The 21,687-nt window shown below is 70.3% G+C and carries 20 protein-coding genes; 8 read left to right on the plus strand and 12 right to left on the minus strand.

Annotated features, from left to right (window positions below; genetic code table 11):
- The first annotated feature begins 221 nt into the window (after window positions 1-221).
- From ACZ55A_RS22495 to ACZ55A_RS22505, 3 genes are all read left to right on the plus strand, one after another.
- Window positions 222-533 (plus strand): trypco2 family protein, encoded by a 312-nt coding sequence (locus tag ACZ55A_RS22495; RefSeq protein WP_468842743.1) that lies wholly within the window; start codon window positions 222-224, stop codon window positions 531-533.
- Window position 534: 1 nt separating this feature from the next.
- Window positions 535-2,343: a trypsin-like peptidase domain-containing protein gene (locus tag ACZ55A_RS22500; RefSeq protein WP_468842745.1), complete on the plus strand. Its 1,809-nt coding sequence runs from the start codon at window positions 535-537 to the stop codon at window positions 2,341-2,343.
- Window positions 2,344-2,421: 78 nt separating this feature from the next.
- Window positions 2,422-4,221 (plus strand): tetratricopeptide repeat protein, encoded by a 1,800-nt coding sequence (locus ACZ55A_RS22505; RefSeq protein ID WP_468842748.1) that lies wholly within the window; start codon window positions 2,422-2,424, stop codon window positions 4,219-4,221.
- Between the two features lie 75 nt (window positions 4,222-4,296).
- On the opposite strand, the gene ACZ55A_RS22510 is transcribed toward ACZ55A_RS22505, so the two are convergent.
- From ACZ55A_RS22510 to ACZ55A_RS22545, 8 genes are all read right to left on the minus strand, one after another.
- Window positions 4,297-4,935 (minus strand): LysR substrate-binding domain-containing protein, encoded by a 639-nt coding sequence (locus tag ACZ55A_RS22510; RefSeq protein ID WP_468842750.1) that lies wholly within the window; start codon window positions 4,933-4,935, stop codon window positions 4,297-4,299.
- The gene (locus ACZ55A_RS22515) at window positions 4,928-5,674 is read right to left on the minus strand and encodes a DUF6182 family protein (protein ID WP_468842752.1); all 747 of its coding nucleotides are present in this window, start codon (window positions 5,672-5,674) and stop codon (window positions 4,928-4,930) included. Before ACZ55A_RS22515 ends, ACZ55A_RS22510 begins: the two co-directional genes overlap by 8 nt.
- Entirely contained in the window at window positions 5,671-6,855 is a 1,185-nt protein-coding gene (locus tag ACZ55A_RS22520) for a hypothetical protein (RefSeq protein ID WP_468842755.1), read from the minus strand. The genes ACZ55A_RS22515 and ACZ55A_RS22520 overlap by 4 nt, the downstream gene beginning before the upstream one ends.
- The gene (locus ACZ55A_RS22525) at window positions 6,856-8,310 is read right to left on the minus strand and encodes an FAD-dependent oxidoreductase (protein WP_468842756.1); all 1,455 of its coding nucleotides are present in this window, start codon (window positions 8,308-8,310) and stop codon (window positions 6,856-6,858) included.
- 1 nt (window position 8,311) lies between these two features.
- Entirely contained in the window at window positions 8,312-9,169 is an 858-nt protein-coding gene (locus ACZ55A_RS22530; RefSeq protein WP_468842759.1) for a class I SAM-dependent methyltransferase, read from the minus strand.
- A complete protein-coding gene (locus ACZ55A_RS22535) occupies window positions 9,166-10,866 on the minus strand; it encodes a GH3 family acyl-acid amido synthetase (RefSeq protein WP_468843210.1) in 1,701 nt (566 codons plus the stop codon). The genes ACZ55A_RS22530 and ACZ55A_RS22535 overlap by 4 nt, the downstream gene beginning before the upstream one ends.
- Complete coding sequence (locus tag ACZ55A_RS22540) at window positions 10,853-11,512, minus strand: hypothetical protein (RefSeq protein WP_468843213.1); 660 nt, start codon at window positions 11,510-11,512, stop codon at window positions 10,853-10,855. Before ACZ55A_RS22540 ends, ACZ55A_RS22535 begins: the two co-directional genes overlap by 14 nt.
- Before the next feature lie 551 nt (window positions 11,513-12,063).
- Window positions 12,064-12,801 (minus strand): IPT/TIG domain-containing protein, encoded by a 738-nt coding sequence (locus ACZ55A_RS22545; RefSeq protein WP_468842762.1) that lies wholly within the window; start codon window positions 12,799-12,801, stop codon window positions 12,064-12,066.
- A gap of 306 nt (window positions 12,802-13,107) precedes the next feature.
- On the opposite strand from ACZ55A_RS22545, the gene ACZ55A_RS22550 reads away from it, so the two are divergent.
- Together ACZ55A_RS22550 and ACZ55A_RS22555 are read left to right on the plus strand one after the other, a co-directional pair.
- The gene (locus tag ACZ55A_RS22550) at window positions 13,108-14,775 is read left to right on the plus strand and encodes an IPT/TIG domain-containing protein (RefSeq protein ID WP_468842765.1); all 1,668 of its coding nucleotides are present in this window, start codon (window positions 13,108-13,110) and stop codon (window positions 14,773-14,775) included.
- A 38-nt stretch (window positions 14,776-14,813) separates the two neighbouring features.
- Entirely contained in the window at window positions 14,814-15,188 is a 375-nt protein-coding gene (locus ACZ55A_RS22555; protein WP_468842767.1) for a hypothetical protein, read from the plus strand.
- Window positions 15,189-15,239: 51 nt separating this feature from the next.
- Here ACZ55A_RS22555 and ACZ55A_RS22560 read toward each other — a convergent pair whose 3' ends face one another.
- A complete protein-coding gene (locus tag ACZ55A_RS22560; protein WP_468842770.1) occupies window positions 15,240-16,769 on the minus strand; it encodes an alpha/beta hydrolase in 1,530 nt (509 codons plus the stop codon).
- A 245-nt stretch (window positions 16,770-17,014) separates the two neighbouring features.
- Here ACZ55A_RS22560 and ACZ55A_RS22565 point away from each other — a divergent pair, with 245 nt between their 5' ends.
- The gene (locus ACZ55A_RS22565) at window positions 17,015-17,422 is read left to right on the plus strand and encodes a chaplin (protein ID WP_468842772.1); all 408 of its coding nucleotides are present in this window, start codon (window positions 17,015-17,017) and stop codon (window positions 17,420-17,422) included.
- Window positions 17,423-17,593: 171 nt separating this feature from the next.
- On the opposite strand, the gene ACZ55A_RS22570 is transcribed toward ACZ55A_RS22565, so the two are convergent.
- Entirely contained in the window at window positions 17,594-18,688 is a 1,095-nt protein-coding gene (locus ACZ55A_RS22570; RefSeq protein ID WP_468843216.1) for an NAD(P)-dependent alcohol dehydrogenase, read from the minus strand.
- Between the two features lie 24 nt (window positions 18,689-18,712).
- Complete coding sequence (locus ACZ55A_RS22575; RefSeq protein WP_468842775.1) at window positions 18,713-19,180, minus strand: DUF4334 domain-containing protein; 468 nt, start codon at window positions 19,178-19,180, stop codon at window positions 18,713-18,715.
- Window positions 19,181-19,478: 298 nt separating this feature from the next.
- On the opposite strand from ACZ55A_RS22575, the gene ACZ55A_RS22580 reads away from it, so the two are divergent.
- Complete coding sequence (locus tag ACZ55A_RS22580) at window positions 19,479-19,736, plus strand: WhiB family transcriptional regulator (protein ID WP_468842778.1); 258 nt, start codon at window positions 19,479-19,481, stop codon at window positions 19,734-19,736.
- Between the two features lie 74 nt (window positions 19,737-19,810).
- Here ACZ55A_RS22580 and ACZ55A_RS22585 read toward each other — a convergent pair whose 3' ends face one another.
- Complete coding sequence (locus ACZ55A_RS22585; RefSeq protein ID WP_468842780.1) at window positions 19,811-20,800, minus strand: ornithine cyclodeaminase family protein; 990 nt, start codon at window positions 20,798-20,800, stop codon at window positions 19,811-19,813.
- A 201-nt stretch (window positions 20,801-21,001) separates the two neighbouring features.
- Between ACZ55A_RS22585 and ACZ55A_RS22590 the strand changes: the two genes are divergently transcribed.
- The gene (locus ACZ55A_RS22590) at window positions 21,002-21,661 is read left to right on the plus strand and encodes an NADPH-dependent FMN reductase (RefSeq protein WP_468842783.1); all 660 of its coding nucleotides are present in this window, start codon (window positions 21,002-21,004) and stop codon (window positions 21,659-21,661) included.
- Window positions 21,662-21,687: the final 26 nt, after the last annotated feature.

Genomic DNA, 21,687 nt, shown 5'->3' on the forward strand with positions numbered 1-21,687 from the left:
AGAAACAATATTTTCACCAACCTGATCGTTTTGTGATCGCTGTCCGGGGTGGTTTCCCTGGGGGCTGAAGCCCTCCTCATGGGCAGGACTTGGGCAAGAGGCTTGCCCAAGTGAGGCACCGCCGCCGGGGGCTTTGGGGATTGCGGCCCGGAGTGGCTCGTCGTCCGGGCAGACTGACTGTCAGCGGCCAGGGGGGCTGTTGTGAGACGTCAGGGGGACACGTGGGAAGTGTGGGGCTGGCGCAGGCGATTGAGCAGTTGCGGCGGGAGTTGGGGGAGGCTCAGGACGCAGGGGCCCATCAGCAATTGCGGTTCGAGGTCGCGGAGGTGGAGCTCGAACTGCTGGTGGAATTGAAGGAGGAGTCGCATCCGGAGGCGAAGCTGTCCTTCGGGGTGGTGTCGGTCGGCGCCGGTGCGACGTTGGCCGATACGCAGACGCACCGGTTGAAGCTCACCCTGCATGTGCGTGATGAGGCGCTGGGCGGGCGTACCGCGCAGTTGGGGCGGCGGCAGCCGCGGGCCTGGGGCGAGTGAGATGGATCCGCTGCGGCTCGCTGATGTCCGGGCGGGCACAGAGGCGCAGGCAATCCGTTGCGGGTCGGGCTATCTGGTCGCTCCCCGCCTGGTGCTGACGGCTGGTCATGTGGTGGCCGGCAGGGGCGGAGGGTGGCCGCGTATCGAGGTCAGGGTCGGGCATCCCGGTCACCGGGTGGTGCGGGCGCGGGCGCGGGTGTGCTGGAGGGCGGACGAGGCCCTGGACGTCGCGCTGCTGGAGCTGGACCGGGCGGTCGAGGTCGCCGGCCCGGTGCGCTGGGGGCGGCCGGTCGGCGCTGCTCCGCTGACGTACGCGGGGATCGGGTATCCGCTACTGGCCGAATACGACGATGGTGTACGGGGAGTGGAGCAGCTGGGCGGGGTGCTGCCGCCGCTGGCCACCGGCTCGGGCGGCACCTTCGTACTCGACCAGCAGGCGGCACCGCGGCTGCGGAGCACCGGCGACCGTGCCTGGGGCGGCGTTTCGGGTGCGGCGGTGTTCTGCGAAGGACTCCTCGTCGGAGTGGTGATCAAGGACGATGAGGAATTCGAGAACCGCAGACTCCATGCGACGGCGGTAGGGCACTTCGCCGACGACCGGCGGTTCGTCGGTCACCTCCGGGAGCACAGCGGGACCGCTCCCGTCATCGAGCCCGTCGAACTCGCCACCTCGCTCGATTGCCGGGTGGCACCGGTACGCGCGCACACGCCCGGCTCGCTGTTGTCGGCGGCGGTCGAATCCGTCGCCTTCCATGGACGCCAGGACGAGCTGAAGGAGCTGGCCACCTGGCGTGACACGGGACCGCAGCTGGCGGTGAAACTGCTGTCGGGCGAGGGCGGGCAGGGCAAGAGCCGTCTGGCACGCGAATTCCTCCGCGCCAGCAGGGCGACGGGCTGGGTGGCCGGGCTGACCGAGCCGGCCCGGTCCGACGAGCGTCCGGCCCGTAAGCTGCGCGACGAGCAGGAGCAGCAGGCGCGGGCAGAGCGGCTGGTGCAGGAGCTCGCGGCATGTACCGAGCGGGTCCTGGTCGTATGCGACTACGCCGAGGTTCACCCCGTCTTCGTCGAGACCCTGATGACCGGCGTCACCGAAAAACCGTCGCTGCGTCCGGTACGGGTGCTGCTGCTGTCCCGGTCCCGCGGGGCATGGTGGCGGGACGTGCAGGCCTTGCTCGGGGAGGCGGCCGACAGCGTGGAGCTGACCGCGCTCAGCGACGGCGACGCCGGGCGACGCAAGGCCTATGCGGCGGCAGTGTCCGGGCTGGCCGAAGGACTGGCGGGTCTGCCGGAGCTTCCGGGAGGTCAGGAACCCGTCGCGCCATGGCCCGTACTGGCCGACCGGCTGACAGCCGATCCACCCGCGCTGGAGGGCGTCGACAACGCCCTGACGCTCCAGATGATCGCCCTGCTGGACCTGCTCCAGTCCGCGGCGGGTGCCACTGCGACAGGCGAGGTGAACCCCGAGCGCCAACTGGTCGAGCACGAGCGTGACTACTTGCGCCGCACCGCAGCGGGCAAGGGTCTGCTCGCCCCGGGAATCCTTTCCACCGCGACCGACCGGGCCCGGCGCGAGCGGCAGGCGCTGAAGGCCCTGGACCGAGCGCTCGCCGGGATGATCCTGTTCGGCCCCTGCGACGCGGACACCGCCCGGCAGGTCGGTGGCCTGGCCGAAGCCGAACGCGCGGACGATGTCGTCGACTGGCTCGCCGCGCTCTATCCGCCGCTGTACGGAAGTCCTTTCCTGACCGGCCAGGTACAGCCCGACCGGCTGGCCGAGCACCTCCTGGGCGGCGTTCTCAGCGATGCCTAGCAGGACACCGACCTGCTCCTGCGACTGGGGGCGCTGGCTCAGGACCTGTTTGCCGCCCAGGAAGCCCTTTTCGCGCTGGTGCGTACCTCGGCACATCCGGCCTTCCGCACCACGGCCCGCCAGGCCATCGCCCAGCTCATCGCCGAGTTCCCGGAGCCCATGGCCGGGGCCGCCACCCTCCTCGCCACGGTGCCCGCCCACCGCGGTCCCCTGACCGACGCGCTCCACCGACTGGCCGACGACGACCCCGATGCCCTGCGCACACAAGCCTGGCGCGTAGGCCTCCTGCTGCCCGCAGCTTCGGTCAAGTTGGCGTTCATCAGTGTTGCCGTCTCCGAAATCCTCGCCGAGCTGTTCGAACACCTCGCGGCCGGCGACGGCGACACCTACCTGCCCGATCTCGCGGCAGCACTGGACAATCATGCCTCCCGGTTGGCGCAGGTCGGCAGGCACGCCGAGGCGAGCCCCGTCTCCGAAGTAGCCCTTCAGCACCTTCGACGCCTCGCCGCGAGTGACCGAGCCACCCATCTGCCCGACCTGGCGGCGTTGCTGAACAACCATGCACTCCGCTTGACGGACGTCGGCAGGCGCGAGGAGGCGCTCTCGTGCTCGGAAGAAGCGCTGCGTCTCCACCGCGAGCTCGCCGAGGGCAACCGCGATCACTACCTCGGCGGCCTCGCGATGTCGCTGAACAACCACGTTGTCCGGTTGGCGGAGGTCGGCAGGCGCAAGGAGGCGGTCCCGGCCTCCGAAGAAGCGCTGCGCCTGCGCCGCGAGCTGGCCGCGGACAACAGTGACGCCCACCTCAACCAGCTCGCGATGTCACTGAACAACCATGCGCGCCTGCTGGTGGACCTGGGCAGGGGCGAAGAGGCGGCCCCGGCCTCCGAAGAAGTTCTGCGTCTACGCCGCGAACTGGTCGCAGGCAACCCTGACGCCTACCTCCCCGCCCTCGCGATCGCGCTGAACAACCACGCGGCCGTACTGGCCGACGTCGGTCGGGGCGAGGAGGCGCTTCCGGTTTCCGAAGAGGCCGTCCGGCACTACCGGGAACTTGCCGAGGACAACCGTGACGCCTATCTGCCCGACCTCGCGATGGCGCTGAACAACTACGCGCTTCGGCTGACGGAGGCCGGCAGACGCGAGGAGGCGGTCCCGGTCTCCGAAGAAGCGCTGCGCCTGCGTCGCAAGCTGGCCGCGGACAACAGTGACCTCTACCTGGATGACCTTGTGGGATCGCTCGACCGTCACCTCACCCTCTTGACAGCACTGGGCCGGAGTGACGAGGCGGTTCCGGTCTCCGAAGAGGCCGTCCGGCACCACCGGCAACTGGTTGCGGGCGACCGCCCCGCCCATCTGCCCGACCTCGCGATGTCGCTGAACAACCACGTGGTCCGGCTGGTGATGGCCGGCCGGCACAGCGAGGCGGTGACGGTTTCTGAAGAGGCGGTGCGGCTCTGCCGGGAACTGGTCACGGGCGACCGCCCCGACCACCTCTTCACCCTCGCGGGAGCGTTGAGCAACTACGCGGCTCTGCTGGTGGAGGCCGACCGGCACAGCGAGGCAATCCTGACTGCCGAAGAGGCCGTCGGGCACTACCGGACACGCACAGTGGACTATCGCAGCGCCCCGGTCGTGGTCCAGTCCCTGGTGACCTGCGCCCGCGCTCAGCAGGCGCTGGCCCGGTTCCGCGAGAGTGTCCCGCCGCTGGTCGAGGCGTTTGCCCTCGTTCAGCGCCTGCCTGCACTCGCACGGGAGCTCTCCGCGATGATCGGTGTCTTACTGCGCAGCGCGTACGCGGGGAATCCCTCAGGTGTGACGGAGGATTTCCGGGCTCTCACGGGCTTCGACCTACCGGCGTGGGTGGCGGAGGAGTGAGGGGCGGGCGCACCTTCCGGTAGGCGGTTGCGAGCCGCGGGCGTGCGGTGACCGTGGCCGATGTCGTCACCGGTGTCACCCCGTCGCATGGGCGGCCTCCGCGGCGGCGATGAAGGCGGCGACGTGCCCGGCGAGGACGATGTCGGAGCGCCAGGCCAGACGGACCGGGGCGGGTGGCAGGTCGTGGATCGGGATGACCCGGAGCGGCGGTGGCGTGATGTCGGCCAGGGAGGCCACGGAGACGTGCACCGCGTTCTGCTCGATGACCAGCCTCACCATCTCCTCGATGCCGTCCGCCCGGTGGCGCCGGTGGATCGCCTTTCCCCGCGGTGTACGGGGCGGCACGATGTCGTCCCAGAGATACGCGGGGAAGGCACCGGGGCGTTCGAAGGCGTCGTGGTCGGCGAGCTCCTCGATGGAGACGGAGGCGCGGTCGGCGAGCGGGTGGGCCGCGCCGAGCACGGCGGCCCGGCCCTCCAGACCGAGGACGCGGCTGAGGGCGATGCCGGGCTCGCGTGGTGCGAACTTGACGACCAGGACGTCCATTTCGCCGGTCCGCAGCGGGGCGAAGGGGTCGCTGAGGTCGTAGGGGGCGAGGATCGCGTCCTGCTCGCTCAGGCCCGTGGCACGGAGGATGTCCCGGGCGGTCCGCGGGGAACTCGGATAGCCGAGGCGGAGCGGTACGCCGGCCGGTGTCGCGGTCGGTTCAGACACGGTGGGGTTCCTCATCGGTCAGAGCGGCGTAGGCCTGGAGTCGGTCGGGGTGCTGTGCCGATACGTCGACGCGCAAGGCGGTGAAGGGCCCCTCCAGCCCGACCAGTCGCGGCGCCTGACGGACCGTCATAGCGTCCCCGGGCTGGAGGAGACCGTCCAGGACCGCTTCGGACAGCAGGTGGTTGAGCTGCACCAGGCCGTCGGCGACGGTCACGCCGGCCGTGGCCACATGGAGCGCGTGATGCCTGGGGGCATCTGCTTCGAGTCCTGTGCCGGGCAGCAGTTCCACCGTCGTGGGCGGGACGGCGGGCAGACCGGCCGGGGCGGTGAAGATCTTGAGCAGCCGCCGCAGGGCCGTGCTGTCACCGGCCGGGGCCGGGCCGCACCACGCGGCCGACCCGTCGTCGGCGACATGGCTGAAGGTGAAGCGCTCCCCGAGGTTGTCCGGGTTGCCGGCCAGGAAGACGGTGCGGGTGAAGTCGCGACGCCAGTCCGCGGCCACCCGCGGGGCGACACCGTGCGCGAACGCGCAGGTGGCCCGGATCCAGGCGGGCAGGTCGAGGTGGCGCAGCACGCAGACCGCCAGTACCTGGGACCGCTCGGCGGTCCGGGCGATCTCCTGCCGCGCCGCTGCCAGTCCGGCGGTGGTCAGCAGGTCGGTACGGGAGGCCAGTTCGGGTCGTGCGTCGCGGATGCGGCGGGCCGCTTCGGCGTGCAGCAGGTCCTGGGAGATGATCACAGGTAGACCGCCGTCAGCAGCTCCGGTGCGGGTGGGGGGCGGTGTCTGGCGAGCAGGCCGGCGGTCAGCCGGTAGGGGTTGACGTGGAGGTGTTCGCCTCGGTGGCGGGCGAGTACCTCGGGAATCGGCGCGGGGTCGGGGGCCCGGTCCGCGGACAGCAGCCGGGCGGCGCGTGCCAGGCTCTGCCGGAGCACGTCGTGGCGGAAGGACTGCTGCCGGCCGGTACCGAGCACCGCGATGAAGTACAGGCGGATGCCCAGCCGCAGGACCGGGTCCTGGTACTCGGAGCCCGCCTGCTTCAGCAGGGCCCCCACGGTGTGGCCCTGCCAGCCGCCGTGGCGTGCGGAACGGATGCGCCCCTCGATGGGGACACGGCCGAGGACGACCCGGCGCACGGTGGCCCCGTACGCGGACAGAACGCGGTCGAGCAGCAGGTAGTCGGCCTCCAGTTCCCGGTCGCAGAGCAGCACGGTCTCGTCGAACCCGGGGGCCAGAGGGAGGAGTTCGCGCAGGACACAGGCCAGGTAGTTGGGGCGGCCGTGTGCGTCGACGATCTGGCGCAGGGGGAGCCCGCAGCGGGTGGCGTCGAGGAAGACCGGGCCGCCGTGGTCCCGCAGATCGAGGCAGAGGCCCCGCGCTGCCAGCCGGTCGATGGCCTCCTCCAGCGCCAGGCCGGGCGGCTGGTGCGCCCGCAGTCCGGGATCGTGCATGCCCAGACGCCGGTAGTGCCCGGTCCACAGGTCGAGCACCCTGGCACCGGCGGGGTGTACCCAGCCGTGCTGCTCCACCGCGTCGGCGTACGGCCGCAGGGCGGTGCTGTCCGCCCGGTGCCCCTCCGCGCGGTGGGCGACGTACAGTTCGCCGATCTGCTCCTCGGACAGGGCGGAGTAGTCGATGTCTCCGGCGGTGCGGTCGAGGTACTCCCAGAAGCCAAGGGTCTGTTCGGTGAGGTGGTAGGTGGTGGGGCTGTAGCGGTAGGTGACCTCGGCCAGCCCGGCGGTGGCCCGGTACATCACGTCGGTCCACAGCAGGCCTTTGAGGTGGCTGGGGGTCAGCGGCTTGGAGGGGGTGACGGTGATGGGGGCCAGGAGTACGCGGGGGCGGCCCGTCCGGGGCCTCTCGGGGGCGCGGTGGAGCAGGAGGCCGCCGTCGGCCGGTGCGCTGTGCTGCAAGGCGGACATTTACGCGGCTCCCTCCGCGGTCGTCAGGGCGTGCAGCAGTTCCTCCCGGCTGAGCGCCCGGGGCAGGAGCGCCGGGTCGGCCGGGGCTGCCCGCCGGACCCGGGCGAGGAATGTCTCCTCCGCGAAGGCGTCGGCGGGGTGCCGCAGTCCCATGACGGTGCGGGTGACCGTCCGCCACACCAGCGCGTCGGTCTGCATGGCCGCCTGTATCTGCTCCGGGGGCGGGAGGGCGGACGGGCGGGCGCCCTGGGGCCCGGCCGGCGTGGGCGTGGGACTCGTTCCGGTCGCGGCGCTCCAGCGGGCGGTGCGTCGCTGGTCCTCCTGCGCGGCGAGGGCGTGCCACGGCGCGTACACCTCTTCCGCGAGCCGGGCGGCGGCTCGGCTCAGCTCGTGGTCCGCCTCGGCGCCGCCGATCAGGCCGGCCAGTGCGAAGGCGTGCTTGAGCGCGAGGGACATACCGCGCCCGTAGAGCGCGTTGGTGACGCAGACCGCGTCCCCCACCGCGAACAGTCCGGCCACGGCCGGCCGGTGGGTGGTCGCCGTGCCGCGCAGCACGTTCGGCGGGCAGGTGATGGCGTTGACCGGTGTCAGCGGTTCGCTCACTCCGGGGGCCAGCCACGGGCCGAGGCCGGGCGTGCCGCGGGCGACGGTGGTGAAGGCCGTCGGCTCGCGCAGTCCAGCGGTCGCCCGGTCGCCGGTGCGCACCATGAGGGCAACGGCGAAGGTGCCGTTGTCAGCCGGGTGCAGTACGGCCGCGTAGTGGTCCCAGATGCCACCGACCGCGTTGCCGCGGTTGAGCGGTCCGGGCCGGGCCGTGCCGCGCAGCCGGTACTGACGGCTGAGTCCGGTGAGGGAGCAGGGGGCCGTGCGGTCGTCGGGGACGGGGAGGCCGGCCGAAGCGATCCAGGCCCGGGACTGCGCGCGGCGGCCGGTGCCGTCGATGACGTGGTCGGCGGGGATGCTCTCTCCGCCGCCGGTGAGCACGGCACGCACCTGGTGGGTCGAAGGGTCGACGACGAGGTCGCGGACGAGCACTCCGTGGTCGAGCCGCACATGGGGCAGTTCGCGCACCGCCCGGTACAGCAGCAGTTCGAAGACGTTGCGGCGACAGGCCAGTGACACCAGTTCGTCGTCGTCCGCCTCGCGGGACCGGTCCAGTACGAGGGCGGGCAGTGCGTCGGTGAGATCGAGCAGCTCCGCGCCGGCGTCCACCATGCGCTCCAGCAGCCACGGTGCCTGTTCGCGCAGGACGCCCACGCCGACGGAGGTCAGGGCGTGCGAGTGGATAGCCTGCGGCACCGTCGGGCGTGCCCAGGCGCGTACGGCCTGCTCGAGTGGTCCCTCGGGCGGAGGGGCCGCGCGTTCCAGGACCCGTATCCGGTGTCCGCGGCCGCTCAGCGCGAGCGCGGTGGCCAGACCGGCCACGCTGCCTCCGACGATCACGATGTCCGCCACGTCAGTGCCTCACTCCGTAGACGAGGAACACCCGTCGTACGCCGGTCTCGGTGCGCGGCGGCACCGGGTCCGGCCAGCGGCCGAAGTCCGCACCCGGTCCTCCCGGCTGGACCGCCTCGACGCGGAATCCGTGGTCGTCGAAGAGGGCTTCGGGCTCGTCGGTGCCGAAGAGCCACGGGCAGCCCCACCCTGCGAACACATCGAGCAGCGGACGCATGTCGGGCCGGGCCAGCGCGGCCGCGTTGACGATGTCCGCGGCGATCCTGCTGCCGGGCGCCATGACGGCCGCCACCCGGTCCAGGATGCGGCGGACGTCGTCGTGGCGGATGTAGTAGAGGAGCCCTTCCAGCAGCCAGACCGAGGGCCACGCGGGGTCGTAGCCGGCGGCGACGAGGGTGTCCTCCCATCCGGGTGCGGTGAGGTCGACGGCCACCGTCCGGTGGTCGGCGCGTGGCCGCACCCCGCGCAGCCGCTCCTCCTTGTACGCGAGGACGGCCGGCCGGTCCACCTCGAAAAAACGGATGTGGGCGGGCCAGTCGAGCCGGTAGGCACGGGAGTCCATGCCGGCCGGCGCGAGCACGACCTGCGACAACTCCGGGGCGTGTGCTTCCCGTTGGAGGAAGTCGTCGAAGAAGCGGGTGCGGATGGCGTTGTAGTCCGGCGTGCTCGGTACGGTCCGGCTCGCGTGGCGCGGGAAGGTGGCCTCGCGTACCTCGTCCAGCAGCTCCGGGCCGATGTCACCGGCCAGGCGGGCCGCGTACGGATCGCTGTAGAGCCGGTCCTCGCGGGCGGTCTCCGCGGCCCGCAGTGCGGCCGTCAGCAGGGCCGTCCGCTCGACGGCGTCCAGTGTCCCGGTCATGTCTGTCCTCCCCGGCCGGTCCGTGCCGGGCCGGTCAGCCGTTCCCAGAGTGCGGGGTCTCCCCGGAAGAGCCGGTCCTTGACCTGCGTGGGCCGGATTCCGGCGGCGACGGCGGTGTGCCAGTCGCGCAGGAAGGCGTCCTCGGCCAGCAGGTGCACGGTCGCGGGCCCCAGGCGTCCGCCGGAGCGTGCCGCGCGGTACGCGGGCGCCTCGTGGCCGATCGCGTCGTCGAGCAGCGCTGCGAAGCGGGTGGTCTCGGATGCCGCCCATGCGCCGCGGGGCGCGAGGGCGAACTCGTAGTGCGGCGGCGGTCCGTGGGTCTCCGCCACCCGGCAGGCGGCATTGCGCAGGTCGAGGCCGGTACCCTGTGCCGCCGCGGCGAGCGCCCGGAGGACCTGTGCCTCACGGAGCCGTTCGCCCGCCGCGTCGGAGCGGGTGGCACGGCCCGCGTACGCGACGCGTGGTACCCCGCCGGCACGGTCGACGACCCGGACCACATCGCCCACGGCGTAGCGGTACAGCCCACCGATGTGGCTGAAGACGACGTGGTAGTCGCGCCCCTGCTCCAGCTCGTCGAGCGTGAGCGTCGCGGCGTCCGGCCGCACGTCCTCATCGGCGTCCAGGAACTCGTAGACCGAGGCGGAGACCGTGAGCGAACCGGCGGACTCATGGCGGTCGAGCGGTACGGCGACCGGGCCCTCCGAGGCGGCGACGGGCGCCGGCAGCGAGGCCACGCCGATGCCGAACTCCTCGCGCAGGCGCGGCAGGTACAGCGACGCCATGCCGGTGGTCCAGCAGAACAGCGCCCGTATGCGGGGCCACACATGGGCGGGCCGGACGGTGCCGAAGTGGGCGGCGATGCGCTCCAGTTCGCGCGCCCGCTCCGGGTCGGGAGAGGTGTGCGGAATGCCGCCCAGGGTGCCGTCGCGGATCTCCTTCACCAGCCGCGGCCACCACAGAGTGAGCTGGTGGGGCAGCGCGGCGACCATCGCCGGGTTGATGCCGATCACACAGCGGACATCGCTCTGCGCTGCCAGACGCAGCCGGAGGTACGCCTTCTCCAGGTGGTCGTCCGGCTCGACCGGCACAGGCAGGCTGGCCCAGGGCGCCCCCGTGCCGGGCTCCGCCGACATCGGCTCGTCGAACTTCGCACCGAAGTCCACCTGGCTGGCGCCCACATGAGGGCGCCCCGATGCCGTGGTCGGCGGGGCGACCAGCGGGTCGTGCTTGAGGTTCAGCACCGCGTCCGGGCGGCTGAGCACCTCGGGGTAGTGCTCGGCCAGCGGTGCCCAGGCCGCGTAATAGAACGGGAAGAAGGTCCGTCGCATGAAACCGGGAGTGACCGGAATCTTCTTGTGATCGCCGGTGGTGCCGCTGCTGGTGAAATACACCGCCGGATCGTCGGCGCTGAGCACATTGCTCTCCCCCGCCGCCATCCGCTCGATCCGGGACGACAGGGCCGCATAGTCGTTGACCGGTACGGCCTTGCGGAAGTCGTCCAGCGTACGGACCGAGGAAAAACCATGGACACGGCCGTACTCGGTACCGGCATTGAATTCCAGGAGTTCGGCCAGCACATGATGCTGCTGCGCCGAGGCGTCGCCGAGCGCGGCGCCGATCCGTTCCCGTTCGGCGAAGACCCTTTGGCGATAGCGGCGGACATGGCTCGGATCGGCCCAGGAATCAGTGGAGTTGATGGGAGACCACCTCCTGGATGTCCTGGGCGACCCGCGACACCTGGCTGTTCTCCTGCACGACGGAGACGGGAAGTGACCGGATCTCCTCCCACATGGTTTTGTGCAGGTCGGACTGGAAGCGTTCGAAGGACATCCGGTCCGGTGTTTCCCCGTAGTACTCGAAGGGGTGGAGGTCGCGCCCCCTTCCGGAGCGACGCCAGGCCCTCTCGGGCGGCGCATCGAGATAGATGACCGTGCGCGGCCGGGGAAAGGAACGCCACCAGTCGTAAAGGGGGTGTTCGTCCGCGCCGAAAAGGCGGCACTTGGCGAGGATCTTGTAGAAGTACGAGTCCACGACGACCGGCGCACGCCCGGTGCTCCGCAGAACGCTGTCCCGCAGATGGAGCACCGCGGTCTGCAAGAGCGTCACCATGAAGTCGGTGGAGTAGCCGCGGTGCAGGGCCGGCATCACCTCTCCGACCAGCCCGCGCCGGAGCTGTGAGATCAGGGAGTGGTCAGCGGTGAGGAATTCATCGTCGACGGAGACGATCCGCCAGTCGGGCTCACGGCGGGAAAGCTCCCTCAGGGCCGAGGACTTGCCCGCGTAATCGGGGCCGAGCACGACGAAGAATGCCGGCGGCGTGCCCGCTCCGTTCGCCCCGGACACGCCCGGCACCCAGCTGCCGGCCTCAAGCTCGGCAGCCTTCTCTCCTCCCGTCGGGAGGGAACGGTCTCCGTACCCGTCATCGTCTTCCCTGCGCAGCGAAACCACCGCGCCATCCGCACCGTCATCCGCATCAGTTACAGCCATAGAAACGTCGACCGCCCCTCCCTGGGAGCCGGATCATCTGGACGTGGGCCGTGCCCAGGCACACCGACCGGCATCAACGCGGGCCGGTCGGCAGCCCCGAGCCACTATTCGTTTCAGCCCGCGAGGCGGCACCTCAAGAGGTCGGCAGACGGTCTAGGTGTTTCTTCAAGGGAATGCCCCACGCAAGTTACCGCTTGGTTCGCGGAACCTTTGTGGCGAAGGCAGCATCTCGTCAACTGACGAGGAGCGAGCGGTCATTCGCAGGGACGTGGTGGAGCGGCCGATGAATACCGGCCGTTGACCCTCCAACGAGAATCGGGGCCCCGGGCGGCCAGGTTCCTGAAGCCATTGAACGGCGACAGGTACTGAGCCGAGCCCGGAGCCCCTTCGTCCCACCGGTCAGTTACTCAGCCCGGCGTGACCGTGTAGGTGAAGGACTGAGTGCTGTCGCTGCCCCCGGCGCTGAGGACGGTGATGGGTACCGTGCCGGTGCCGCCCGGGGAGTAGGAGATCAGCGTGGAGTCGTCGACGAGCTGGAAGGCCGCCGAGTCGGTGCCGTAGAGCACGTCGGTGACATTGCTGAAGTTGGTCCCGATGATGGTGGACGGGGTGCCGCCGTAATCGGGCCCCTCGGTCGGGTCCATGCTCGTCACCGTGGGGGCGGCGACGAAGGTGAACGTCAGTCCGTTGGTGGTGCCGCCCCTGGTGGTGATGCTGATGGGCACGGTGGCCGGGGTGGTGACGGTCGGCGCGACGATGTTCACCGTGCTGTCGTTCACCACGGTGAAGGACGCGGCCGGGGTGCCGCCGAAGCTCACCGAGGTGGTGGTGAACAGGTTCGAGCCGGAGAGTGTCGTGGTGGCACCTGCCAAGGGTCCGGCGCTGCTGCTGATAGACGATTTGCTCGGAGGCAGGATGTAGAAGTACCAGACCGGTACGGAGCTTCCGTACGGCGTGGTGACAACGACCTGCACGGCGCTGCTGTTGGAGGGGGCGATCGCCGTGATCTGGGTGTCGCTGTTGACGGTGAAAGACGCGTTCTTGGTGCCGAATTTCACGCTTGTCGCGCCGGTGAAACCGGAACCGGTGATGATGACCGTGTTTCCGCCCGATGTCGGGCCCTGGTTCGGGTTGAGTGTGACCATGTTGCCTGCTCCTTCGTTTCGAGCAGTTGGGGAGCGTCGTCGCTCCGGGGCTTGAGAACGTGGGCGTAAGAGGAGCGAAGCAGGCGGAAGAGGCGTCCGGCAGAGCGTGTTGGGGCCGCATGGGAGCCGCCGAGAAGCGTTGTCCGGATATATGAAGTAATGCAATCAAGCCTTTTCGCACCGCTGTACCCCTGTACCGATCTGGTGAGGGCGCGAGCGGTCCTGAATACTTGCTTCGGCGAGTGATTTTCTGCCGCCTGGCTCGCCCTAGAGGAGCGATCACAAGGCAGCGAGAGGAGTACTCCGGTGGCGTCAACCATGTCGATTGCCCGCCCTCTGGTGGCCGCCGGGAGCGACCTTTCCCTCCCGCACACGATCCCCGTCGGGCCGGCGCCCGTGGGCATCGCCGTCACACCCGACGGGTCGACCGCCTATATCGCCAATTCCGGCGGCAGCACGGTCACGGTCGTCAGCACCGCGACCGACACCGTCGCCACCACCATCACCGTGGGCAGCGGCCCGTGGGAGGCGGCGGTCTCGCCCGACGGCGCACACGTCTATGTGTCCCGGCCCGCGGCCGGAGCCGTCGCGGTGATCGATACCGCCGGCAAGACCATGACGACCACGATCGGCGGCTTCAGCAGCCCGCACGGACTGGCGGTCTCCCCCGACGGCTCAAAGCTGTATGTGGCCAACTCCGGCGGTACGTCCGTCAGCATCGTCAGCACGGCCACCAACACCGTCACCGGGACCGTTGCGGTGGGGAGCACGCCGGACACCGTCGTGGCCCGTCCGGACGGGGCTGTGCTGTACGTGTCCAACGTGGGCAGCGGCACCGTGAGCGTGATCAGCACCGTCGGCAACACCGTGACGGCCACGATCAGCGGCTTCAGCAGCCCGCGTGGACTGGCGCTCTCCCCCGACGGCACACAGCTCTACGTCGCCAACTCCGGCGGTACGACGGTCAGCATCGTCAGCACGGCCACCAACTCCGTCACCGGCACCATCCGCGTCCCTGTGAGCCCGGCGTATCTCACGATGTCCCCGGACGGGACGCTTCTCTACGTGCTGGCGCCCGCCCGGGGCTCGGTGACCGTCATCAACCGTGACTCGAGAAGCGTCACGTCCACGCTCGTCGGATTCGCCTCCCCTCAGCGGCTCGCCACCTCGGGCGACGGCTTGCGGCTCTACACCACCAACAGTGGTGCCAACACCGTGAAGGTTCTGCGGCGCCCCGCGAGCATCACACCGAACCAGGGCTCGCGGGGTGGCGGAGCTCATGTGACCATCACGGGCCAGGGCTTCACCGGCACGACGGCGGTGTACTTCGGGACCCATGCGGCCAGGACTTTCACCGTCGTGAACGACAACGTGCTCACCGTGGTGACCCCCTCGGGGACGCTCAGCAGCGTGCCGGTCCGCGTCGTTTCCGCCGGAGGCACGGCGGTCGTCGGTCACTACTACTACCGTCGCACGCCGGTCATCGACCAGATGTCGGTGACGACGGGGCCCGCGAGCGGGGGCACTCTCATCACCCTCACCGGCCACAGGTTCTACGGCGTGACCGGGGTGTGGTTCGGCAAGCAGCTGCGCATTCCCACCGTCTTGTCGGACACGCAGATGACGCTCGCCGCCCCGCCGTCGAGCATCGTCGGCAAGGTGCCCGTGTACACCGTCAACCCCGGCGGCGTCTCGAACTCCCTCTCGTTCACCTACATCAGCAACCTCACGATCAGCAGCATGAGTCCGACCTCCGGGCCCAGGACGGGCAGCCGTGCCGTGAACCTCAACGGCCTCGGACTGAGCGCCGTCACCGGCGTGACGTTCGGCGGTGTCTCCGCGATCTTCAAGGTCATGTCCGACATCAAGGTCCAGGCCATTACTCCCGCGCACGCCCCCGGCCCGGTCACCGTGGTGGTACACACCGCCGACAACAGGACCGCCACCGCCCCCGTGCCGTACACGTACACCTGACCCTCGTGGCGGCGGCACGGCCTATAGAATCTGCGCCCATGTCGAAGCCTGATGAGCTGCTCGTTGACATCGCCGCCACGGTCGAGTCGGAGCAAACCAATCAGATGTCCCTCACCGTCGTGGTCCACGGAGCTGTCATCACGGGCCGGCTGGTGCCCGAGACGGTGTGGAAGCAGCGCGTGGGCGAGGTCCTGAGGGACTCGGACCGGCTCCGCCCGTTCGCCGGCGGCTTTATGGCCCCGCCTGAAGGCGCGGCGCCCCGACGGACCGAGGCGCCCGCCTACCTGCACTTCCATGTCGCCAGGATCCTTCAGGGCCCGATGGGCATCCCCGAGACGGGTGGGATGTACCGGATCGCCATCAAGGACGTGAGCGCTTGGACGGTGGGCGACTTCAGCTACTCCGACCAGTGAGGCCGGCCCGCTCCCGCCGGCCGGCCCCAAGGACGACGGTGGATGGCTCGCTCAGTCCTGCCGGCGGGCGTCGTCGGCGCAGAGGACATCCTGGTGCGGGCGCTGCCCGGTCGTGAGGAACCGGGTGACCGTGCGGTCGCCGCATGCGTTGGTGTGGGCCAGGTAGGCGCCGTGGCCTCCGTGGTCGACGGTGACGAGGCGGGCACGGCCGGACAGCGCCTGACGCATCTTCAGGGCCCCTGCGTACGGTGTGGAGGGGTCGCGGACGTTCTGGATCATCAGGATGTTGGACGGCCCGTCCGCGGTGATCCGGGTGGGCCGGTCGGCCGCTGCGTCCTTCCAGAAGGTGCAGGCCGCGACGTTCGCCGGCATACCGGCCGTGAGCGGATGGCGGGCCCGGTCGGCCTGCACCGCCCGTCGGTACGCCGGGACCGGGGCCGGCCAGCGCACGTCGTTGCAGACCGTCGCTATCGTGACCGCCGCGTCGGCCTGCGGCAGCGGCCGGGCCAGGAGCGGCGGCAGGGCGGGCCGGCCGGCCGGTTTCCGGGCCGCCTGGATGAGCTGCGCGAGCTGGGCGAAGGACCGGTCGTCGTAGAGGGCCGACTGGAGGGCCTGGCGCAGCCGGTTGCCCGTCAACGGGACACCGGGTGTGGTGGAGTCCTTCGGTGCCCGGTCCAGCTTGGCGGCAAGGCGAAGGAACAAGGGTCGTACGTCCTTGGGGCGTTTGGCGAGCCGTAGGCCCTGTTGCTCCCGGGCCGGGTCCGCGGCCCAGGCCGCGAAGTCGGGGAACCGGTCGTCCGCGCCCTCCGCCATGTTCACCAGCCAGCCCCGCTCGACCCGCTCCGGGTCGGGGTCACCGCTGCTGTCCAGCACCCAGCGATCCGTGTGCTGCGGGTACTTCTGGGCGTAGACCGCTCCCACATAGGTCCCGTACGAGGCACCCCAGGCGGCCATTTTCTCCTCGCCCAGCGCCTGCCGGAGACGGTCGATGTCCCGTACCTCGTTGGCCGTCGAGATGCTCTTGAGCACCGGGCCACCGTGCCGATGGCATGCCTCGGCGATCCGCCGGGACCGGATGACGTTGTCCCTGATGCCGCCGTTCGCGTCCGGCCAGGAACGCATTCCCACCAGATCCCGGTCCTCCGCCCGTAGCCGGCAACTCGCGGTCGTGCTGCCGCCCACTCCCCGCGGGTCGAAGGTGACGATGTCGTACGCGCCCGCCATCTCCTTGCGCAGCGCCGCCCCCTTCCGCGCCAGCTCATCGAGCCCGGAACCGCCCGGTCCGCCGGGGATCAGCAGCAGCGTCCCCCGCCGCGCTGCGGGGCGCTCGCTGCGCAGCCGGGAAACGGCGAGGTTCAGCTTGGGCCCCTGCGGGGCGCGGTAGTCGAGCGGGACGGACAACACGGCGCACTCCTGCCCGGCGGGGCCACCCGGCTCCGCACAGGAGCGCCAGGTGAGACCGGGTGGCGGGGCAGCGGCCGGGGCGGCGCTGGCCGTCGGTACGGCTGCGGTCAGGGCGCTGCCGGCTATGGCGGTTGCGGAGAGGATGAGCGCCACGGCGCGTCGGGGACAAGTCGTCATGGCAGAAGGATGGTTGGACGGCCGGTCCGTACCCATGGTGCAGGCGGGAGATTCGGGGTGGGGCTTTCCCCCGGACTTCTGAGGGGTGAACAGAGTGCCGTCTCGCGGCAAGAAACCAGCGCCACACCGTACTTACACCCTGAAAGAGTGAAATGTTCGCAAATTCCCTCACGGTCAGGCCGCTCGCGCCGAAAGGAAGTAACAGGAAGCGGCAGCGAGCCGCTTGGATCGATCGGGAGATTGTTATGTCACGAATCACGCGGGTGACTGCTGTGGCCGCTCTTGCGGCAAGCACCGCCCTGGGTGGCGCTTCGGCCGCGTTCGCAGACGCTGGCGCGGCCGGAGGCGCGGCCAATTCGCCGGGAGTTGTGTCGGGCAATGTGATTCAGGTCCCGATCAACATTCCGATCAACCTGTGCGGCAACACCATCAATGCCCCGGGGCTGCTGAACCCGGCCTTCGGCAACACCTGCCTCAACGGCCACATCGAGCGCCGGGTGATCGTCCATCACCACCACCACGTCAAGCACCACCACGTCAAGCACATCAGGAAGCACCACCCCAAGAAGCACCACGCGAAGAAGCACCACCACCACCGTCCGGTCGGCGGTGTGCACACCGGCGGCGGAGGCCTGGCCCGCGCCATGCGCTAGCACGGGATCGTCCCGGGCGGTGCCGGCGTGACCATGGCGCTTCCCGGGACGGCCACTGACGGCTCGACTTCGGGCCGATAACAACGAATGGGTGCGGCAACACGACTGTTGCCGCACCCATTCTGTGTGTCCCGGCCTCGCGTCGTGGACCGCTGAACCCCGTAACCGAGGTCAGTCGAAGGTGAGGACGGGTTTGATGACCTGGCCGGTGGAGGCGGCCTGGGCGGCCGCCTCGATGTCGGCGAACGGGAAGGGGGTGATGAGTTCGTCCAGCGGAAGGCTGCCCTGGCGGTGGAGTTCGACGAGGCGCGGGATGAACTCGGCCGGTACGGCATCGCCCTCGATCACCCCGCGAAGGCGAATCCCCTTGGTCATCACCTCCATGATGCTGAACTCGGCCTGTCTGCCGATGCCGAGCAGCGCGAGCGTGCCTCGCCGGCGAAGCGCCGCGATGGCCTGGGAGATCACAGCGGCCTGGCCGGTGGTGTCGATGGCGGCGTGCACTCCCCCACCGGTGACGTCGCGGACGCAGGCGATCACGTCGTCCGAGTCCGGGTCGACCACCGCCGCGGCGCCGAGAGTCTGCGCCCTCGCACGGCGGGAAGCGACCGGATCGACGGCGATCACGGAGCAGCCCTCGGCGACCGCGGCCATCACCGAACTCAGCCCCACACTCCCGGCCCCGAAGACCGCCAGGGTCGTCCCCTCCTTGGGCCGCAGGACGTGGAAGACGGTGCCGGCACCCGTCTGGACGCTGCAACCGAGGGGTGCGGCGGTCACGGACGGCAGGTCGGCGGGCACCTTGACGGTGTTGCTCTCATGGGCGAGGGCGTGGGTGGCAAAGCTGGACTGGCCGAAGAAGTTGCCGTACACCGGCGCACCGGCGAGCGACAGCGGGGTGCTGCCGTCCGGCCGGGCGCCGGAGGCGTTGAGGGTGTCGATGCCCATGGCGCAGTAGGCGGAGTGGCCTGAGGTGCACTGCTCGCAGGTGCGGCAGCTGCGGTAGCTGAGGCACACGGTGTCGCCGGGGGCGACCGTGGTGACCGCTTCGCCGACGGCCTCCACGATGCCCGCTCCTTCGTGGCCGAAGACCATGGGGGCGCGTTCCCTGGGCCAGATCTGCCGGGTGCTGAGGTCGGTGTGGCAGATGCCCGCCGCGGTGATCCTCACCAGGATCTCGTCCTGCCGGGGCGCTTCGATGTCGAGGTCACGGATGGTGAAGGGGCCACCGGGGAACTCCACCAGAGCTGCCTGTATGCGCATGATTCCCTTGGTTGGTCGGGAGGGCGGTCAGTCCCGCTCGAGGAGGAAGTAGAAGTAGTGGCCCTGGTCCAGGACGTCCTTGCCGTTCATGACGCCCAGGAGCGTGGAGCCGTCGATCGCCTTGAAGTGGTCGAGGACGGGCTGACCGTCGTAGACCATGGTGGCGGTCGGCTCGCCTCGGAACTCGACCGTCCAGAGGCTTGCCTCGCCCTTCCCCAACTCGACGTTCGAGAAGAGCTCGCCCTCGTCGTCGCGGCAGATCAGTGGCTTGACGTCAGCCAGGGAGTCAAAGCGCTTTCCGTACCAGTTGACTTGGGTCAGCAGGGCCTCCAACCGGTGGCCCGTGACAAAGGCGCTGCCCTTCCAGGAGCCCAGGATCTCCTCGGGGCGGACGGGCTCCAGCGCCGCCCACAGCCGGTCCAGCTCCTCAGGGGACACCTTGCCGCCGGCTGCGCGCAGGGCGGTGATGCGGGTGCGAGCCTGCTCAGCGTCCATGGGGCTCCTCCCTCGTGGATCTCTCGTGGATCTCTCGGTGATGAGTGGATCTCTCGGTGATGATCCGACATTAGACCGGCCCGCCGGTCCGTCTCACTGACGATCTGGCCGAATCGCGCACCTCGGCGGGGCATTGCGGCAGCAGGAGCGGGCACACGCGAGGACGAAGAAAAGCCCAGGAAGAGAAGGCCGGCAAGACCTGGAACGGGAATTGGCGAGTGGTCAGGCCCTCTGCCGTACCGGCTTCTACGCCAGGAGGAGACATCGACCGCGTACCGGCGCGGGGAACGGAGGCATCATGGACTGGCGCAATGACGCAGCATGCCGCGAAGAGGACCCCGAACTGTTCTTCCCCGTCGGCACCAACGGTCCCGCGCTTCTGCAGATCGAAAAGGCCAAGGCCGTCTGCGACGGCTGTCCGGTGAGGGAACGGTGCTTGCAGTGGGCGCTCGAACACGGCCAGGACGCCGGTGTCTGGGGCGGCGCGAGCGAGGACGAACGACGTGCCCTGCGGCGTCGGGCGGCGCGGCGGCAGGCACGCAGTAGGTCCTCATAGGCCCGCGAGACGGCAGGGGCAGGGGCCGGCAGGTGCGTCGGCCGTTGCGATGGCAGGAGGGTTACGGCAGGGGGTTACGTCAGATCGGCTTCCTCCCCGACCGACCGCTCCCGGGCGGCCGCGACGACCAGGGCGGCAGCCGCGGTGTCCTGCACCGCTACGCCCACCGACTTGTAGAGCGTGATCTCGTCGTCCGAGGTGCGGCCCGGTTTGCTGCCGGTGAGAAGTTCGCCGAGTTCGGTGTGCACATGGTTGTGCGTGATGACGCCGTCGCGGATCGGAAGCAGCAGGTCGTTACTGCCTGCGGGGAACGGGGCCAGCGCCGCCTGCCGGGATTCGACGCAGACGAGGGACGCGGCGATGGTGGCGTCGTCGATCTCGCGGCCTGCGGGGTTGAAGCCCACCGAGGTCACATGTACGCCCGGTGTGAGCCAGGGACGGCGGATCACGGGGTCTACGGCGTGGGTCGCCGCGGCGGCGATGTCGGCGCCTTCGAGCGCCTCGGCGTAGGTCGGCATCGCCTGGGCGGGGAGGTGGAGTGCGGCCGACAGCTCGGCGGCGAAGGCGGCGGCCTTGGCCTGGTCGCGGCCCGCCACCCGGATCTGGCGGATCGGGCGGACCTTGCACATCGCCTCGGCGTGCGAGCGTGCCTGGACGCCGGTGCCCAGCACGGCCAGCACCGACGCGTCCTCACGGGCCAGCAGCCGGGCCGAGAGCGCCGAGCATGCCGCGGTCCGCGCCGCGGTGATCGCCGTACCGTCCAGCAGTGCGGTGGGCTCACCGGTCTCCGGGTCGAAGACCACGATCAGCGCCTGATGGGTCGGCAACGGCGTACCGGCATTGTGCGGAAAGACGGAGACCAGCTTGCTCGTCAGTGCTCCGGCCGACGGCACAAAGCCCGGCATGGCGGCCAGAAAGCCCTCCCGGGCCGGCACCGTCACCGCGACGCGGTCCGGGGCGGAGGCCCGCCCCGCGCTCAGGTCTGCCATCGCCGACGCCAGGGCGTCGATCAGCGCCTCCATGTCGAGCAGTGCCTCCACCTGCGAGCGCCCCACGATCAGCATCCGTCTCAACCTCTCCATCACGGCCCCGCGTCCGGCGTGACGCCGGACGGCGAGCCGACCGTAGCCCCGGCCGCACGGGCCGCAGGCCGTCCGCCGGGCGCGGCACCCCTCGCGATTGCGGTGGCGCCGCCACACTGGTCCCTGAGCCGCCCCTGCGGGGCGCGCGTCCATGTGATCACGAAAGGACGTGACCGGACCACCATGGCCACCGATGCCCACCCCGGACCGCTGCGCCTGCTCGTCCTCGGCGCCTCACTGCGCGCCGAATCCACCAACGCCCGCCTGGCGTCCCTCATCGCAGGCATGATGACCGACGCCGGCGCGACCGTGGACCACGCCACCATGCGGGAATTCGACATGCCCCTCTACGACGGCGATCTGGAGACCGCGCAGGGCCTGCCCGACGGCGCACTCGCGCTCCGCGACCGGCTCGAGCGATGCGACGCCTTTGTGCTCTCCTCCCCCGAGTACAACGCCTCCGTGCCCGGCATCGTCAAGAACGCCATCGACTGGGTCTCACGGGTCCGCCCCCAGCCGTTCAAGACCAAGCACGCCCTGCTCGTCTCCGCGTCCCCCTCGATGGTCGGCGGCAACCGCGGACTGTGGGCCCTGCGCGTCCCCCTCGAACACCTCGGCACCCGCGTCTACCCCGACATGTTCAGTCTCGCCGCGGCGCACAAGGGCTTCACGGAGGACGGGCAGCTGACCGACCCGGGGTTGCAGGAACGTCTGAAGGAGACCGTCACGGCCTTTCTCAGCCTCGTCGAGGCGGACTCCCGTTACGTCTGCCTGCAACGCCGGTGGTACGAATTCCTGGGCGACCGCACCGAAGCCCCGCTCACGCAGCGAGCGGAGAACTGACGCTCGGCGTCGTCCGGTATCCGGGC

The sequence above is a fragment of the Streptomyces sp. NPDC034111 genome, assembly GCF_055575375.1.

Bases quoted from the DNA above. Each gene is read 5' to 3' on its own strand.
- ACZ55A_RS22560 (WP_468842770.1), bottom strand. From the start codon at position 16,769: ATGACGACTTGTCCCCGACGCGCCGTGGCGCTCATCCTCTCCGCAACC.
- ACZ55A_RS22545 (WP_468842762.1), bottom strand. From the start codon at position 12,801: ATGGTCACACTCAACCCGAACCAGGGCCCGACATCGGGCGGAAACACG.
- ACZ55A_RS22555 (WP_468842767.1), top strand. From the start codon at position 14,814: ATGTCGAAGCCTGATGAGCTGCTCGTTGACATCGCCGCCACGGTCGAG.
- ACZ55A_RS22585 (WP_468842780.1), bottom strand. From the start codon at position 20,800: ATGCTGATCGTGGGGCGCTCGCAGGTGGAGGCACTGCTCGACATGGAG.
- ACZ55A_RS22565 (WP_468842772.1), top strand. From the start codon at position 17,015: ATGTCACGAATCACGCGGGTGACTGCTGTGGCCGCTCTTGCGGCAAGC.
- ACZ55A_RS22580 (WP_468842778.1), top strand. From the start codon at position 19,479: ATGGACTGGCGCAATGACGCAGCATGCCGCGAAGAGGACCCCGAACTG.
- ACZ55A_RS22500 (WP_468842745.1), top strand. From the start codon at position 535: ATGGATCCGCTGCGGCTCGCTGATGTCCGGGCGGGCACAGAGGCGCAG.
- ACZ55A_RS22575 (WP_468842775.1), bottom strand. From the start codon at position 19,180: ATGGACGCTGAGCAGGCTCGCACCCGCATCACCGCCCTGCGCGCAGCC.
- ACZ55A_RS22530 (WP_468842759.1), bottom strand. From the start codon at position 9,169: ATGACCGGGACACTGGACGCCGTCGAGCGGACGGCCCTGCTGACGGCC.
- ACZ55A_RS22520 (WP_468842755.1), bottom strand. From the start codon at position 6,855: ATGTCCGCCTTGCAGCACAGCGCACCGGCCGACGGCGGCCTCCTGCTC.
- ACZ55A_RS22590 (WP_468842783.1), top strand. From the start codon at position 21,002: ATGGCCACCGATGCCCACCCCGGACCGCTGCGCCTGCTCGTCCTCGGC.